14 protein-coding genes and 1 pseudogene are annotated in these 18,179 nt (G+C 22.8%); all 15 read right to left on the minus strand.

The genetic code is table 4. The features are described 5' to 3' along the window. Window positions 1-6: 6 nt before the first annotated feature. The gene (locus AACK92_RS04060; protein ID WP_339020398.1) at window positions 7-1,374 is read right to left on the minus strand and encodes a glycine--tRNA ligase; all 1,368 of its coding nucleotides are present in this window, start codon (window positions 1,372-1,374) and stop codon (window positions 7-9) included. A gap of 103 nt (window positions 1,375-1,477) precedes the next feature. Then, window positions 1,478-2,260 carry a DNA repair protein RecO gene (recO, locus tag AACK92_RS04065; protein WP_339020399.1) on the minus strand — a complete coding sequence of 261 codons (783 nt, stop codon included), beginning with the start codon at window positions 2,258-2,260 and terminating at the stop codon, window positions 1,478-1,480. 9 nt (window positions 2,261-2,269) lie between these two features. Beyond that, window positions 2,270-3,172, minus strand: a complete 903-nt coding sequence (era, locus tag AACK92_RS04070) for a GTPase Era (protein ID WP_339020400.1) — start codon at window positions 3,170-3,172, stop codon at window positions 2,270-2,272. A gap of 11 nt (window positions 3,173-3,183) precedes the next feature. Beyond that, on the minus strand, window positions 3,184-4,332 hold the full coding sequence (locus AACK92_RS04075) for a hypothetical protein (RefSeq protein WP_339020401.1): 1,149 nt from the start codon (window positions 4,330-4,332) through the stop codon (window positions 3,184-3,186). A gap of 27 nt (window positions 4,333-4,359) precedes the next feature. Next, window positions 4,360-5,031 (minus strand): hypothetical protein, encoded by a 672-nt coding sequence (locus AACK92_RS04080; RefSeq protein ID WP_339020402.1) that lies wholly within the window; start codon window positions 5,029-5,031, stop codon window positions 4,360-4,362. A gap of 200 nt (window positions 5,032-5,231) precedes the next feature. Then, entirely contained in the window at window positions 5,232-5,639 is a 408-nt protein-coding gene (gene cdd / locus AACK92_RS04085) for a cytidine deaminase (RefSeq protein WP_339020403.1), read from the minus strand. 14 nt (window positions 5,640-5,653) lie between these two features. Next, window positions 5,654-6,064: a diacylglycerol kinase family protein gene (locus AACK92_RS04090; protein ID WP_339020404.1), complete on the minus strand. Its 411-nt coding sequence runs from the start codon at window positions 6,062-6,064 to the stop codon at window positions 5,654-5,656. A gap of 92 nt (window positions 6,065-6,156) precedes the next feature. Next, the gene (locus AACK92_RS04095; protein ID WP_339020405.1) at window positions 6,157-7,752 is read right to left on the minus strand and encodes a hypothetical protein; all 1,596 of its coding nucleotides are present in this window, start codon (window positions 7,750-7,752) and stop codon (window positions 6,157-6,159) included. 90 nt (window positions 7,753-7,842) lie between these two features. Next, on the minus strand, window positions 7,843-8,316 hold the full coding sequence (ybeY, locus tag AACK92_RS04100; RefSeq protein ID WP_339020406.1) for an rRNA maturation RNase YbeY: 474 nt from the start codon (window positions 8,314-8,316) through the stop codon (window positions 7,843-7,845). Between the two features lie 21 nt (window positions 8,317-8,337). Further along, window positions 8,338-8,715, minus strand: coding sequence for a hypothetical protein (locus AACK92_RS04105; RefSeq protein ID WP_339020407.1), 378 nt, complete (start codon window positions 8,713-8,715; stop codon window positions 8,338-8,340). A gap of 20 nt (window positions 8,716-8,735) precedes the next feature. Continuing rightward, a pseudogene (locus tag AACK92_RS05830) lies at window positions 8,736-10,742 on the minus strand (cysteine peptidase family C39 domain-containing protein). A 41-nt stretch (window positions 10,743-10,783) separates the two neighbouring features. Then, the gene (locus tag AACK92_RS04120) at window positions 10,784-11,269 is read right to left on the minus strand and encodes a hypothetical protein (protein WP_339020411.1); all 486 of its coding nucleotides are present in this window, start codon (window positions 11,267-11,269) and stop codon (window positions 10,784-10,786) included. Between the two features lie 70 nt (window positions 11,270-11,339). Beyond that, window positions 11,340-15,788, minus strand: a complete 4,449-nt coding sequence (locus AACK92_RS04125) for a PolC-type DNA polymerase III (protein WP_339020413.1) — start codon at window positions 15,786-15,788, stop codon at window positions 11,340-11,342. Between the two features lie 24 nt (window positions 15,789-15,812). Next, complete coding sequence (gene rseP / locus AACK92_RS04130; protein ID WP_339020414.1) at window positions 15,813-17,051, minus strand: RIP metalloprotease RseP; 1,239 nt, start codon at window positions 17,049-17,051, stop codon at window positions 15,813-15,815. A 3-nt stretch (window positions 17,052-17,054) separates the two neighbouring features. Next, window positions 17,055-18,179: a 1-deoxy-D-xylulose-5-phosphate reductoisomerase gene (dxr, locus tag AACK92_RS04135; RefSeq protein WP_339020415.1), complete on the minus strand. Its 1,125-nt coding sequence runs from the start codon at window positions 18,177-18,179 to the stop codon at window positions 17,055-17,057.

Here is an 18,179-nt window from a genome sequence, read left to right on the forward strand (position 1 = left end):
CCTTACTTAAATTAATTTTTCTACCAAATATTTTTTAATTTTTGTAATTTCAATTCTCTCTTGACTCATTGTATCTCTATTTCTTATAGTTACACAATTATCTGTTAGTGTGTCAAAATCAATTGTTATACAAAATGGAGTACCTATTGCATCTTGTCGTCTATAACGTTTTCCAATATTACCTGTTTCATCAAAAGTTGCATCAAAATCAACTAAAAGTTCTTTATAAAGTTGATTAGCTTTTTCATTTTGTTGTTTTTGTAAAGGCATAATTGCAACTAAATAAGGAGCAAGTTTATAAGGTAATTTCATTACAATTCTTTCTCCATTTTCAATTTTTTCCTCAACATAACTTTGACAAAAAATTGCTAATAATAATCTTTCAAGTCCAACACTTGGTTCAATAACATTGGCTAAATATTTTTTATTTGTTTCTGGATCTAAGTAAGTTAAATCTTGACCAGAATACTTTTGATGCTGATTTAAATCAAAATCACTTCTATGAGCTATACCTCATAATTCTCCTCTTCCAAATGGAAAATCAAATTCAATATCTACAGTTCTTTTAGAATAATGAGAAAGTTCTTGCTTATCATGTTCTCTTATTGAAAAATTTTTTTTATTAATTTGAACTATTTTTTCTAAGAAAAATTTTACTTTTTCTAATCAATATTCAAATCAATCATTTGAATCATTTGGAGAGAAAAAGAATTCCAATTCCATTTGTTCAAACTCTCTTGTTCTAAAAATAAAATTCCCTGGAGTAATTTCATTTCTAAATGATTTACCAATTTGTCCTATTCCAAAAGGAAGTTTTTTTCTTAAAGCTCTTTGTGAATTTTTATACTGTATAAAAATTCCTTGAGCTGTTTCAGGTCTTAAATACACAGTTGAAGAAGCATCTTCAATAACTCCTTGATTAGTTTTAAACATTAATGTAAATTGTCTAATATTTGTAAAATCATTAGCTTCACATTTTGGACAATTAACTTTTTTTTCTCTAATAAACTCTTCAATTTCTTGATTTGTTCATCCCCCAACATTCATTTCTGTAAATTTTTCTTCAATTAATTTGTCTGCTCTAAAACGTGATTTACATTTTTTACAATCTATTAATGGATCATTAAAATTACCTAAATGACCTGAAGCTTCTCAAACTTTTGGATTTAATATAATTGATGAATCCAAACCTATATTGTACTCATTTCTTCTTACAAAAAAATCTCATCATAGTTTTTTTAACTTATTTTTAACTTCTGCACCCAATGGACCATAATCTCATGAATTAGCAAGTCCTCCATAGATTTCTGAACCTTGAAATACAAATCCTTGTGATTTTAAATGGGAAATTAATTTATCTATTTCTATTTTCATAGTTTTCTCCTAACAATAAAAAAAGCAAACTTCTAGTTTGCATATATCGAGATACTTATGAATTTTCTAATATATATTAGTTATTGTCAATAAAATATGAGTGTTATTTATATTTATTTGATTCTATTTCATTAACATTTAAAGCTACAGTATCTTTTAGCATTTTTATTGGTCCCATATAAATACCCAAAACGTTTTCATAATAATTAACAACAATATTGTGCAACACTATTAAATCAGTATAATAATATTTCTGCTCAACATTAAAATAAATTGTTTTTTTATTAATATTTGCCAATAATTTAATAAATGAATCTGGTTGCTTTTTTTCATCTGGTAATAAACAATTAGTGCAAATAAAACCATATTCACTATATTCAAATCTTACTATAGGAAATGGTGATTTTTTACATCTTACACAGCTTTTAATTCTTAAAGGTTGAATAGATTCTTGTATTAAATAAGTTATAAAAAATAAATAATTTATAAAAGAATTTTTATTATTATTTATATTCTCTAAAGAAAAAATAAGCATCTTAAAAATCTTGTAGTTTTTATGACTAATTTGTTCTATTTGATCTAAAATTTTAAATATAATTGAGCAATAAACATAATTATTATAATTTTGAGCTATTTTAAAATAATCTTTTTTTAAAATTCCTGTTTTTAATTTACTTATTTTTTCTTCTTTTCTTGCTTTAAAAATTTCAAAATCACTTAAACTAAAAGTTTGAATAGAATATCTATTTTTAGATGTTGATTTATTTAAACCTGGAGCAATAAAAGATAGTTTTCCAAATTGTTTACTAAATACTTTAACAATTTTTGCAAAGTCATCATAATAATTTGATTCAATAACTACAGCATTTATTTTTATTGCCCCCATTTATTTCACCTAATAACTATCTTTATCATAACCTAACTGTTTAATTAGTGAAGCTGACTGTCTTCATTTTTCTTTTGTTTTAACAAATAATTCTAAATAAAATTTTTTATCAAATAAATTTTCTAATTTTTCTCTTGAATTAATTCCTATTGATTTAATTTTAGACCCCTTATTTCCAATAATAATTCCTTTTTGGCTTTGTCTTTCACATATTATTGAAGCAATTACTTTAATAATATCTTTTTTTTCTTCAAATTTATCAATTAAAATAGCAACTGAATGAGGAATCTCTTGTTCAGTTTGTAACAATATTTCTTCACGAATAATTTCTCTTATTAAAAAACGTTCAGGTTGATCTGTAAAAGTATCATCAGGATAAAATTTAATACCTATTTCAGGTAAAGCATTTTTAATTTCAATTAAAAGCTCATTTAAATTATTTCCCATTGTAGAAGAAATAGTTAATATTTTTTTAAATTGAAAATCTTGTAGTTTTCATTCTTTAATTTTAGTTTCTAGTCTATCTTTTTTTACTAAATCACTTTTTGTTATTACTAAAAATATAGGAACATCACGTTCTTTTAGAGCATTTAAAATATATTTGTCATTATCTCCAATAAATTCATCAGCAGGAGCTAAAAATAAAATTAAATCTACTCCTTTTGTAGAAGATAGTGCTACTTTATTCATAAATCTTCCTAATTCATGTTGTGCTTTATGAACTCCAGGTGTATCAACAAAAATATATTGAGCATCACTTTGTGTTAATATACCATTTATTCTATTTCTTGTTGTTTGTGCTTTATCTGTAACAATTGATACTTTTTTTTCTAATAAAGTGTTTAAAAGTGTTGATTTACCCACATTTGGTCTTCCAATAATACTGATAAATCCTGATTTAATTTTTTGCAATTTCTTCTCTCCTAAATTATATTTTCTGATTCTTTAACTTTTTGTTCTACTTCTTTTTCATCTATAAATTCTTCAAAATCATCTTCAGTTTCAAACATATTTAAAGCAACAGCTTTTATTTCTTCTTTGTCCTTTATGGTTCAAGTATATCTTATTGATGAGCTTAATGAAAGCATTCAAGGAATAAGCAATATTAAATTTAAATAATGATATCACATAAATGAAAGTCACGCTACATTTTGTACCATATAAAGTGCATATATTACAAATGCAAATAATAAAAATTGATATATTCAATAAAAAATTAAACTTATTGTATTGTAAGGTATTACATAAGAAGTTAAAAAGATAATGTATCCAGAAATAAGTATTATATATTTAATAGTATTAAAATTGGTTGATGCAAAAACATCCATTAAATGAAATACACTAGCAGAAACAATTAAAAATCATCCAGCACTAATCATTAATATTCTTGCTTTAATTTCTCCAGGAGTAACTCATGTTTTAAAAATAAAACCATTTTCTCTATCTTCTGTTTTTCGATATCTTTGAATTCTAATTCATTCTCTGTTTCACATATTTATATCTTTAAAAATTGATTTTAGTGGAACATATGAAAATAACGCTATAAAAATAGCAAATATTCAAAGTCATTGTGTTTTAAGAATTTCAAGCAATTGTGAAATATCTTGAAATTTATGAAGGATTCCCACTCAATCTAATACAAATAAAAAACTTCCATAAAGTAATCCTTCTGAAATATAGAGAATATTAAATATTGTTGTAAAAAAAGTGGTTCCTTTACCCATCGTCATATTTAACATAACAATTAAAACTGCTGACATTATAAATAAATGATAAATTTGAATAAACATAAATGTATTTAAAACATTTATTTGATCTTTATATAATCATAAATCTTCTAATTTTATTCCATTTGCTGAATTATTCATATATTTTTGAACTACAATTCTTGCATAAAAGAATAAAGCAATTCAGATAATTTGAATTGGCATGCTATATACTACTTTACAACAACATCTTAGTCTTGCAAGATAATCTCCTTCAGAAACCATTTTTACTTGTTTAGATTTTAAAAAAGCTCTTGTAAAAAACTCACCAATTTTTCCTCTTATTAAATAATTTGTTTTTTTCATATTATCACCACCTTTTTTAAATTATTATTATTTGAAAAATATATTAATTACTATCAATATAAATCCTACAACAGGAGCAGCACAAGATATTCAATAAACTATTTTATAATCTTTCCGAACTTTTTCTTTTTTAGTTAAATTAATTTGTCTAACTTGATCATTAATTACAGTTTTTACTTTATTAAACTCGAAATATTTTATTAGAGTTGAAATTACATTTGCAAAAAAGAATAAAACTCAAATAGAAACTATTCCACTACTTGATTGCATTTTTTTCATATCAAAAAGTCAATTTAATATATCTAAATAAGATCCTCCTCCAATAACTAAAATTGTCATAATTCAAATTCATGTTTGTAATCATGCTTTTTTTCTAATTGTTGAATTGATATGTCTTTTTGCAAATAATTCATTAAAATATCATACAACTTCTCTAGAATTATAATCCATTGCCCCTCTAAAAATTGTTTTTGCATAATCAACATCTTTATATAATCTTGTTTTAGAAATACCTGAGACTTGAGAAAGTTTTAAATCATATTTTAATTTTTCAAACAACTTTTCTCCATCAACTCTAGTATGAAGTCTTTGTTTTAAAACTTTTCTTTGAATATCACAAAAAATTAAAGGAGATAAAATTATAATAGCTAGACCAACTGCTGCTAATACGTCTGTTACGATTGTATCTAATCTTATCATTTTAGTTCTCCTTTTTAGTCTATAAAATTATATAAAAAAACTAGGTAAAAACCTAGTTATCTTAAATATAATTTTTTTAATTGATTTAAGTATTATTTATTTTTAAAATGATTTCTCTTACAATATTTCAAACTTTTATCTAATTAATAAATATTGATTCAAATTTTATTAGTTCTATAAAATAAATAATTTTTTCCTTATTATTTTATATTTTTGCTTGTAAAAGCATATGGTAAAAAATCTATTACTTTAAATGAATTAATAAAATTATTTTTATTATAAACTCAAATTTCTTGATTTTCCAAAAGTAATTCAAAAAGTGTTTGTCGACAAGTTCCACATGGAGAACCAAACCCTTCTGAATCAGTGTATAGAGCTATAATTTCTACATCATTTTTATTATAACCTTGTGCTATCATTTGAGTTAAAGCTGATCTTTCAGCACATATTGTAGGATTATAAGCTGCATTTTCTACATTAACACCCTTTATTTCATTACCATTTTTTAAATAAATTACACAAGAAACTCTAAAATTTGAATAAGGTGCATATGCATTTTTTCTAAGTTCTTTTAAATCACTATAAACTTTATCTTTACTTAAACTCATATTTTCATTCCTCACTAATTAAATAAATTACTAATAGTTTCTATTAGTTTTGGCAAATAAATTAAAAAACCAATAACAACAGACAATAAAGCATTTATAATACTTGCTGCTGCACAAATATCTTTAATTTTTTTCGCTTGAATATTATATTCAAAACTTAACAAATCTACAAAATTTTCAATAGAAGTATTTACAAATTCAAATCCTGTTAATACCCCTATTGTAAGTATTACTATTGATCATTCGATAGTAGAAAGTTTAATTCAAATACCTAGACCGATTGCAAAAATAACAACTATTAAATAAACAATTAAAGTTGATTCCTCCTTAAATGCAGTAAAAATACCTCTTGCTGCATTTGCAAATTTATTTTTTACTCTTGTACCAACTTTTGTTTTCTTTTTAATATCATTTTTTTTTGCCATATTTTTACACCTTTTATTCTGCTCTTTTATTATACTTTAATTAACTTTTAATTTGCAATATATAAAAAATGCCCTTTAAAAGGCATTTTAAACTATTTTTTAGATTTTTTTACTCTAATTTTTGTTATAACTAGATAAAAAATTGTTATAGTCCCTATTGTTGCTGCAACTGAACCAACTATAATTCACAATGATTTGTTTATTCATAATGAACTTGGAGTATATTCACCAAAGAATTCACCTTCATAAAGATTTTTATAATTTATTGCTTTTGAATAATTAGTTAATCTATTTTCACTATTTTTGCTTCCAAAATGATCAACAACATGACCCATTTCGTGTATTAAAACACTGTATTTATTTGGACTACTTCAAAATCCAGTTTTATATTGGTTATTAAACTTTTTATAAGTTAAACTAGGACCTGTAATTACAATATATGAATATCTAATACTTATAAATCTGCCAAAAATACCATTACCCTTAATTTGCGGTAAAGTAGATGTATAACCCATAACACCTTTTTTTTCCAATTTTAATGGAAAATCAGGAGTAATTATTAAAGCTAATAAGAGTTTATTAATTCATTCTTCATTTTTAATTAAATTAAAAAGTGCATTATACATTTTTAAAGTAGTTTCTTTTAACTGTAGCGTTTGTTTTTTTGTTCATTTTTCATTGTTAATTCCTATATTTGGAGTTTTTGATAAATAATTCTGTTCAAGATTTTCATAAATATGTGAAAATCAAACAGTACTATAATTATTTATATCTTTAGATGAATTTTGTAATTTAGTATCTAATTCTTCAAATGAATTATAATGTTTATTGTTGAAATTATTAAATGAATTTATTGATTCTTTACTAGCTGGTGTATATGAATCATACATTCACGCAGAAACTATTTGTGTAATTTTTGGTTTATTAGATAAAATAATTTTTCTTTGAAATTCTTTTTCAACTTGTTCAATAATATTTGATAAAGCGTTTTCATGAGAATTATTTCATATAATTGATGGACTATATTGTAAATTTAAAGCATTAGATTCATTTTTACCTAAAGTTGCATCATATTTTACTTTTGCAGATGAATTTAAATAAGAATTAACTATTTCAATTGTTTTATCAAAAATAGTTTGATTTTCTTGATATATATCATCAAATCTTCCACCAACTGATATAATTTTAGGTAATATGTTTATATAAAAATTATTTGTAACTTCTCAACTTTTATTTTTTATATCATCATCTGTATTTAATCATTTACTAAAACTTTCTGCAAAAAATTCTTGATCACTAGAAGCTCCATAAATACTTGGCATAATTGTTGATGCTAACATATTTTGAATAATTAATTGCTTATAAAATTTTGAATTAGTTCCCCTTTTCCCAAATAATCAACCTATTCCAAATAATTCACCTATATCTAAATTGCTTTCTATTGTAGTAATATCTTCATTATTTACTTCTATACTATTTGCATAATAATATTTTAAAATACGACCATAGTAGGCATTTTTTTGATTTGGTTCAATTAAACTTTTATAATCTATTGATTTATTTTTATTTATTTGATTATTTGTATTTAAATCTAAATTATTTATTGAATTCTCTTTTATAACTTCATATGTTGAAGCAGCATAAGAAAATGGATTTAAAAATGTTCAAAGCATTATTAAAATTTTCATGTTTTTCACTACCTTTTATTTATTTTATTTTTACAATTAATTTAAAACGTTAATTATATAGATAATACTAAAAAAAAAAAAAAAATGATATTAAAAAGACATAATATATTTAATATTTTCACTTTCCAAAATATCATCTGTTAATTTGAACATTTCCTTTGCCTCTTGCTCATTAGTTTCATGATCAAAACCTAATATATGAAGTAAGCCATGCACAAACAATCAAGCCATTTCCTCTATAATTGTATGATTATATTTTTTTGCTTTATTTTGTGCTTCGCTAAAAGTAATAAAAATATCTCCAACTTCTTTAAAATCTAATTGTTCATAAATGCCAAATTCATCATTAATTGGAAAAGAAATTACATCTCCAACATATTCTTTTTCTCTATATTGCTTATTTATTTCTTTTGACTTAATCTCATTAATATAATTTACAGATAAACTTAAATTTTTATTTATATGCAATATTTTTTTAGCAGAAACTAAAAGATTTCTAAATAAATTTTCATACTCTTTCAAAGATTTTTTTGTTTCATAATTAAATTCTAATAAATCATTCATTTTTTAATCTCCTATTTAATTTTAGAAAATGTTTGATAATAAATAAGACAATAAAGATATTTTCTCACCATATATCAAAACATTATTTGAGGGATACTTAATACTTCCAATATTGCTTATATTAATCTTTATTAAAGAATTACTATATTCAAGTTTTGAAGAACTAACAAACATATTTCCTTGATTTGTTTCTAAAATTATATAATCAATTAAACTTATATTCAATTTTTTAGAACTTAACAGATACAAATCTTTCTTTATACTTCCTTGTTCATCAATATATTCTTGTATATAAACAGATCCAAAAAAAGTTTGTTGTTTCTTAAGTAAAATTAAAGTTAATAAGAATAGTAAAAGAAATATTAGAAGAAAATAAAGCATTTTTAATTCTTTTTTCACTAAATTACCTCCACTATTTTTTAAAAAAAGTTAGAATAAGCTAAATCATGATCGCACATTACAATTAAACTATTTTTTTTATATTCCATAAAAGTTTTAAATAAATAATAATCAGTATGTTTATCAACATTACTTAAAGGTTCATCAATAAGATATAAGTCTTTATTTGTAAAAAATAAAGCTATAAAATTAATAATTTGTCTTTGACCTTTGATTAAGTTATAACCATTTTCATAAATTTTTTTTGCTAAATCTATATTATTTCTTTCTAAAATCTCAATTAAATGAAAATCTTCTAAAATCTGAAAATCCACTTTATTTTTAAATTGTTGAATATTTTGTCACACAGATCCATTAAATAAATAATCATATTGACCTAAATATATTGATTTACTTAAAAATGAGTTTTTATCTAAATTTTTAAAATTTGTATCTTCATTAACAACTAATTCTCCTTCATATTTTTCATAATGTCCAGATAAAAGTTTTAATAAAGTAGTTTTGCCACTACCACTCTTTCCATGAATAAAAGTATTTTTATTAAATTCAAAATTGAAATCTTTTAGTAAACAAGAATCACTTTTATATTTGTATAAGTTTTTAGCAGTTACACTCTCTATTTTATTTATTTTTTTATATTCTATATTCTTATCATCAGATTTAAAAATAAAATTTAAGGACTTATCTGCAATTAAAGTTTCTTGTATATTTAAAATAAAACTTTCAACGTTATTAAAAAAAATATTTATATATGAACTAACTGATGTATAAAAAAGTAAATCAGATAAAGAATATTTTTCTTGATTTATATATATTATTGATATATAAAATATTAAATAAAAAAATAACTTATTAGTTAAGTAAAATAATACCTGAGCTTTATTGTCTAAATTAAAGATATTTTTTGTTTCTTTAATAGTAGATAAATAGTTTTTAAAATTTTGAGATTTAATTTCTAACTCTATATTTTTATATTTTATTTCTTCAAATCCATCTAATAATTGTCTATATCCAAGATAAAACTCAATTATTTTTCTCTCTTTTCTTAATTTCAGTTACTTCATAAAATAAAAAAAACCAAGTGATAAAAAAACACAAATTAAATTTTGTATTAAAACTAACGTTAGAATAAATGGAGATATTAAAAGTAAAAATAAAGATGACATTACAAAAAGAGTTAACCCCAATGGTAAAGATATTGTACATTGACTTATAAAATCAGACATAGAATTTATATAAGATAATTTTTTTATTCATTCTTCTTTAGAAAAAGAATTAAATTTTTCAATATTAAGATTTATAAGCTTAGATTTATAAAAATAAAATATATTTTTAGTTACTTTATTTTTTATTTTAAAGATTATTTTATTAATAAAATAAGAAGTTATTATTTGAACTATAAAAGTTAAAATAAAAGTTAAAAAAATTAATTGCATAGTTTTATTATTTTTTAAACTTATATTATCCATATATATTTTTATAAAATTATTACTAATTAAAATTAAAATATTAAGTAATATTGAAACAATAAACAATAATAATATTTCTAACTTAAACTTTTTTAAAAAAGTAAATCAATTAAATAAACTTTTATTTTTAAAATTTATTTTATCAAATACTTTTGTTGTTGATAAATATCCTTGATATATTTTTTTAATTTCATCAAAAGTTATTCATTTTAAATCATTTGAATTAGGATCTGCTATTAAAAACTCATTTTTTCGTTTTTTATAAATAATTATAAAATGATCTAAATTATTCTCATTTAAAAAATTTAAAACTATTGGATTTGAAACATCTATTTCTAATAATTCATTAAAATTACATGTATAAGATATAAACTCAATTTTATATTTGTTTAATAAATTTTCAATATCATATAAACTTAACATCTCATCATTTAAAGAATTTTCAAACTTAATCTCTTCTATTCCAAAATCTTTATTATGATAATAGTTTATTAACATTGAACTTACTGCAACAGCACAATCATTTTGTCCTTTTTGCTTTAAAAATTTATAATTCAAATTAATCACCAATGAATTAATCGCTTAAATACTTTAAAAAATTAAAATTTAATTGCAAATCTAATAAATTCTATATCATCTCATTTTAATTTTATTTTTTTTGGTCTTCCTTTAATAAAAAATTCAAATAAGAACTCTTCATCTTTAAATTCTGTTAACGTTGCAGAAAATTGTGTCAAAGTTTCAATAGGTTTAATAATGTTCAAGAAAAAATAACTACCAATATTATTTTGTAGAATTTCTGCTGATTTTACAATTCTTTCTGCTCCTGCACTACCAACTTCTAAAATATATGGATCTTTAAGTTCTTTTATGTCATCTAATAAAATAGAAATATTTTCATTGGCTTTAATTAGTAAATCAAAGTCCATATTTTTTTTCTTAATATCTTTATTTTCTACCAAAACTTGTAATACTGTTGATTCAAAATCATTTACTATATTTAATTCATAAAGTGAAAAATTATATTCCTTAAGAATTTCTTTTATATTATCTAAGTATTTATTTTTTACAATTTCTAATGACATAGTTACCTCTTTTATAGATTAATTTTATATTATTTTAAGTTAATAAATAAAAAAAGATAATGATTTTCACTTAAAAATTAAATGAAAGTTGTTCATCATCTTTTAAATTATCAGTTATTTTAAGTTTTGCAAAAATTTCAATTTGTGTTTGAGTTACTTGTGTTCTTTGTTTTAAATCACTAACACTTGTTATTTTTCTATCTTTGCGAGCATTAACTATTGATTTTGCCACTGCCTCTCCAAGAGAGTCAATAACATTAAATGGTGGTATTAAAATTTTTTTATCTCCATCTTTAAAAATAACAAATTGATTACCCTCAGAAATATTAAAGTCTATATTTCTAATTTCAATACCTCTTGCAAACATTTCTAATAAAACTTCATAAACTGTAATTAAAGAAATTTCTTTGGCAGTAACTGGTAATTTATTATTTAATCTATGTCTAATATCTTCTATTGCTGCATTAATTGCTTCTTTTCCTTTTAAAGCAGTTTCTAAATCAAAGAAATCTGCTCTTGTTGAAAATCAAACAGCATAATATTCTTCTGGATAATAAATTTTATATCATGCCACTCTATAAGCCATTAATACATAAGCAGTTGCATGAGCTTTTGGGAACATATATTTAATTTTTAAACAACTATTAATGTATCATTCAGGAACATTATGATTTTTCATAAGAGATATTCACTCTTTTGAAAGTCCTTTTCCTTTTCTAACACTTTCCATAATATTAAATGAGTTAGAAGAGTCTAATCCTTTTGACATTAAATATACCATAATATCATCTCTACAACCAATAACAGACGATATATTTGCAATACCATATTTAATTAAAGATTGAGCGTTTCCAACATAAACATCAGTTCCATGACTTAATCCTGAAATTTGAACAAGATCTGCAAATGTTTTAGGTTTTGTCTCTTTTAACATGTTTCTAACAAAATGAGTTCCAAATTCAGGAAGTCCAATAGCTCCTGTTGTTTCACCAAGAATTGATTGTGAATCAATTTTTAATGCTGAAAGTTCTGAAAATAAAGAATAGACTTTTTTATCATTTGTAGGTACTTTAATTGGATCAAATCTAGTTAAATCATATAACATTCTTAAAGCAGTTGGATCAACATGTCCCAAAATATCCATTTTCAATAAATTGTCATGAATTGAATGAAAATCAAAATGTGTTGTTTTTCAATCACTTGTTTCATCATCTGCTGGATAGTTTACTGGTGTAAAATCTTCAATTTCATATTCTTTTGGAAGAATAATAATTCCCCCTGGGTGCTGGCCTGTTGTTCTTTTTACTCCTGTAGATAAACTTGCAAGTCTTTCAATTTCAGCTTTTCTAATTAAATCAAAATTAGCATTTTGTTTTTCAAAATATGCCATTGTAAATCCATAAGCTGTTTTTTCAGCAACAGTTGATATAGTACCAGCTCTAAAAACATTATTTTCACCAAAAATTTCTTTAGTAAAATTGTGAGCAATTGGTTGATAATCTCCAGAAAAGTTTAAATCTATATCTGGAACTTTATCTCCATCGAATCCTAAAAAAGTTTCAAAAGGAATATCATGACCTTCTCCAATTAATTTTGCATTACATTTAGGACACATTTTTTCTGGCAAATCATATCCACATTTAAACTCTTCTGGTGTTTCAAAATCTGAATATTTACATTCACTGCATATATAATGAGCTTTAAGTGGATTAACTTCTGTAATTAAAGATGCTGTTGCTACAAATGAACTTCCTACAGAACCACGACTTCCAACTAAATAACCATCATCATTTGATTTTTTAACTAATAAATGACTTATTCAATAAACAACTGTAAAACCATGTTTTATAATTGAAGCTAATTCTTTTTCTAAACGTGTTTTAACAATTTCAGGTAACTTTTCTCCATAAATTGCTTTAGCATTTTTATAACATTCATCTGTTAATAATTTATCAACATTTTCAATGTTAGGTGGATATGAACCTGATTTAATAGGAATTATGTTTTTATCAATTAAATTTGAAAGATCTAATGGATTTTGAATTACAATTTCATTAATTAATTCACTATTTTCTAATCATTTAAATTCTTCTAGCATTTCATTTGTAGTTCTTAAATGTTGATCAGGATTATCTTTTACTCTTTGTTTGAAATCATAAAGTGGATGATAAATTCCTCCTAATCCCTTTGTATTTATATAAATATCTCTAATTTTTTTTAATTCAGGATCTATATAATGAGCATCACTTGTAGCAATAATTTTTTTATTTAATTTTTTAGAAATTTCAATTATTTTTAAAATTATAGTTTTTAAATATTCCATAGTTAAATCATCTGTTTGTATTAACTTTTTATAAACGCTTAATGGCTGAATTTCAATATAATCAAAAAGATTAATTGCATCTTCTAGCATCTTAAAAGTTCCAGTTCGTGCATATTCAAAAACAATTCCATTGACACATCCACTACCAATTAAAATATTGTTTTTTTGTCTCATTTCTAAAAGTTTTGATTGAAATATTTTTGGAGATCCTAAAAAATTATCTGTATGAGAATAGGAAATTAACTTATACAAATCCTTTAATCCATATTGATTTTTTGCCAAAACATTTACATGAAAACCTCTAGATCTTCTAAAATTCTCATTCTCAAATTTATCTTTATTAAATTTATTTCAATCTGAATCAATATCAATTGAAGTAATTTTTTTAGCTTCACTTCACATATGTTCATACATATTTGTAAGAACTTCAGCATCATAGTCAGCACGGTGAGCAATTTTCTCATCATATAAAATTTGATATGCTTTAGCAACAGTTCCCAATCGATGGTTTTTTAATCTTGGTTGTAAAAGTCTAGAAAGTGATAAAGTATCAATTACAGTATTTGTTAATTCTCCATAACCAAGTTTAGTTGCAAAAGATTGTAAGAAATTAAAGTCGAAGTTAGCATTATGGGCAATAAGAATACCATCTTTAATAATTTCCATTATATTTTTGAATTCAATTTCAATTGAATTTTTATCTTCTAACATTTCATTTGTAATATTAGTTAAATCAATTGTGAATTTTGATACTGGTTGAGTTGGTTTAATCAAAATATCATATTTTTTTGAAGTTCCTTTAGCATAATCATAAACATTTGCTCCAAATTCAATAATTTCATCATATTCTGGAGATAAACCAGTTGTTTCTAAGTCGAAAACAACAAATTTTGCTTCACGTAAATTTTGATTTTTTGGATTTTTAATAATTCATGCGTCATCTTGTAACATAACAAGTTCACTACCATAAATTAACTTTAATTTATTTTCCTCTTCTACACCTTTGTTTACATCTAATAGTGCATAATATGCTTCAGGAAAAGCTTGCAAGTTTAAATGATCTGTAATAGCAATAGAGTTTCATCCAAATCTTTTTGCAGTTTCAATGTAACTCTTTGCACTACTTATTCCATCCATTACAGACATTTTTGTATGAGTGTGTAGTTCAACTCTTTTAATTTTGGCTTCATCTTTTCTATAAGTTTTTTTTGATTCAATTTTTTTATATTTATTAATATAAAAAATATAACCTTTATCAAAAGTTGAAAAATTAAAATTTCCATTAAAAGAAACTCAATCCCCTTTTCTTATAATTTGGTTTTCAAAACCAATTAAACTTTCTTTTGTCTCTTCTGTTATTTCATCAAAAAAAGTTGGATCATTGTTTCTTTGAAAAAAAATACACATAACCGATGATGTACCATCAGTTATTGCAATATTGTAAATATTTCTCCCAGTTTTAGATTTACGAATTTTTTTAGAAATAACTTCTCCTTGAATTGTTACATTTTGAGCATCTTCTTCTAAATCAACTATTTTTTCATAAGTTGGTTTATTTAAAATTTCTTCATTTGATCTATATTTAGTTTTTGATGCAGAAAAAATAGGTTTAGATTCAAACACTTCTTTTTGTTGATTTGGAATTATTTTAGAAGCTTTTTCATATTTTTCTCTAATTGACTCTAATACATTTGTTTTAAGATTTTCTTTAACTTTAATTTCTAAATCAATATCTTTAAAACCATACTTTAAAAGTTTATTTTTATAATATTCTTTATGCTCTTCTAAAAGAATTTTTTCAGTTTGATTAGAAACATTAAATATAACCATTCTGTATTCATTAAAATATTCTACAGTTGATGGTGAAAGAATTTTAATTGTTCCTGTTTTAACTTCTGCTTTTTGTTCTTTGATATATTCTATATGATTTCATATTAATTCTTTTGAATAATTATTATTATTAACTAATAAATTTAGTTTTGTTGGAACTAAAGTATTTGTATTTAAAATAGTTTCAATTTTATTTAATAAATGAATTGTTAAAAAATCTTTAATTTTAATAAAAACCCTTAGTTTATTAACACTTGCACTAAATTCAGCTTCTTTGTAAAAATGAGCACCTTCAAAATAAACTTCTTCTGACTCTTCTAAAAAAACATTTAGTTTTTCAAACATATCTTTTACTTCTTTATTCATTTTACTAACCTCCATTTTTTTCTACTACACTATAAAATCTTTTATAGTAATTACTACAAATAATAATAAAAATAAAATTGCTCCTGCTGTATTTACAAAAATTTTATATTTTAAAGGTAACTCTTTTCTTAATATCATTTCAATAAAATTTTCTAATAATCTATATCCATCAAGTGGTGGTAAGAAAATTAAGTTCAATATAAATAAATTTGCACTAATTGTTGCTACATAAATAAAAAACTGATATGCACTTTGTAGTAAACTTGCAGTTTGTTTTGCAACTCCAACTGGTCCTACAAGATTTGAGAATTTACCAGTAAATACATTACCAAGAGCTTCTAAAATTGAAATTGAAGCTTTAAAAGTTTCTCCTCATCCATCTCCATAAGCTTGAAGTGTAGTTTCATAAATTCTATTTGGTGGTGCTATTCCAACTGATTCACCAACTTTAATATTTTGTAATTTAGTAATAACTCCTTCTTTGTATTTATCTAATGAATATCCACTATATTTATCAACTTTTTTATAAGCAAACTGAATTTTTATATTTTCATAATTTATTGATAATTTTAAATTATCAATAAAATTATAAACAGTCTTTTTATAATCAACTGCTTTTTGTTCCTCCAAATTATTTATTTTAACATCACATTTTGAGTTTTGTGAATCACAAATATTATCAAATAAAGTTATTTTAGGTTCTTCATTTTTATTTCCAAACATTCTTCACCCTCAAATAACATAATCTTGCTCTACATATTCAATATTAACATTTTGATTAATTTCACTCTCTTTAATTGCTTTTGCAGCAATTCCATTTTGGACATAGTTTGCCCCAAAATAAGTCATATCATTTTTCTTTTCACCAATTGCTGCAAAAATTGTTGTAAATAATAATAAAGCAACAAATAAGTTCATTAATGGTCCTGCTAGAATAAAAAACATTTTTTTTCATCTTGCAATATAATCTAATTTTCTTTCATCGGGAACTACTTCATCTTCTCTTTCACTTGGTGGATCTGATTTATCTGATGCTATTGAACAATATCCTCCTAATGGAAATATTCTAATAGAAACTCATGTTTCTTTTCCTTTAAATACAAAAATCCTTGGTCCAAAACCAATTGAAAATTCATAAACATAAGCTTTTGCTATTTTTGCAACAACCAAGTGTCCAACTTCATGAATAGTTATTAACAATAACATAACTATAATTCCAATAAAAAAAGCTAATACAATCATTCCGCTACTTATTTCACTCATTTATTATTCTCCAATTCTTGATATTGTAATATTTCTTATTGCTTTATCATATTTTAATATCTCTTCATAATTTTTTAATTCTATATTTTCACATTCATTAAAAACTTTTTCCACAATTTCTGTTATTTCATAAAACCTTATTTTTCCTTTTAAAAAATAATCAACACATACTTCATTTGAAGCATTCAAAGCAATTGACTTTGAGTTTTTATAATTAAGACAGCTTAGAGCAAATTTAATAGGTTTAAATCTATCTTGATCAATTTCTTTTATTTCTAAGTTAATTAAATCATTAAATTGCATATCTTTTTGTTTATAATATGAAAATCTTTTAGGAAAATGTAAAAAATAATTAATTACTTGTTTCATATCTGGAATAGATAATTGAGCTTTTATTGATCCATCTTTAAAACCTATCATTGAATGAATAATTGATTGAGGATGTTGCAAAACTTTTATATTTTTAACATCAAATAAATAATAGGCTTCCAATATTTCAAAAGCTTTATTAAACATAGTTGAACTGTCTATTGTTATTTTTTTACCCATATTTCAATTTGGATGTTGTAAAGCATCTTGTAAAGTTACTTTTTTGGTTTCTTCTAAAGTTAAATTTTTAAAGTTTCCCCCTGAAGCTGTTAAAAATAAAGTAGTTGCTTTATTTTCTTTTTCTAAACATTGAAAAATAGCACAATGTTCTGAATCAATTGGATAAATTTTAGTTTTACTTATTTTAAGCATTTCATTAATTAAATTTCCAGCAGTTACAAATGATTCTTTATTAGCATTTAATAAAATTAAATTCTTTTCAATTGATTTTAAAGTTACTTGTAAACCATAAAATCCGCTTAAAGCATTAATAACTATTTCATCATTACTATTAAATAAATTTAAAATATTATCATTTATAAACTCAACTTTTAGAAACTTAATTTTTAAATAAGTTAATTCTTTTTTAGAATAAATCTTTTTTAAACTTGGAAATGAAAGCAAAAAAGATTCAACTTGTGAATCATTTTCTCCTATACTAAGTGCTATTAAATTATATTTATCTTTATTTTCTTTTAGCAATTCTATACATTGCTGTCCAATATTTCCTGATGCTCCAAATAATATTATATTTTTCAT

The sequence above is a fragment of the Spiroplasma endosymbiont of Atherix ibis genome (assembly GCF_964020005.1).
In the GTDB taxonomy this organism is placed as follows: Bacteria; Bacillota_I; Bacilli_A; order Mycoplasmatales; family Mycoplasmataceae; genus Spiroplasma_A.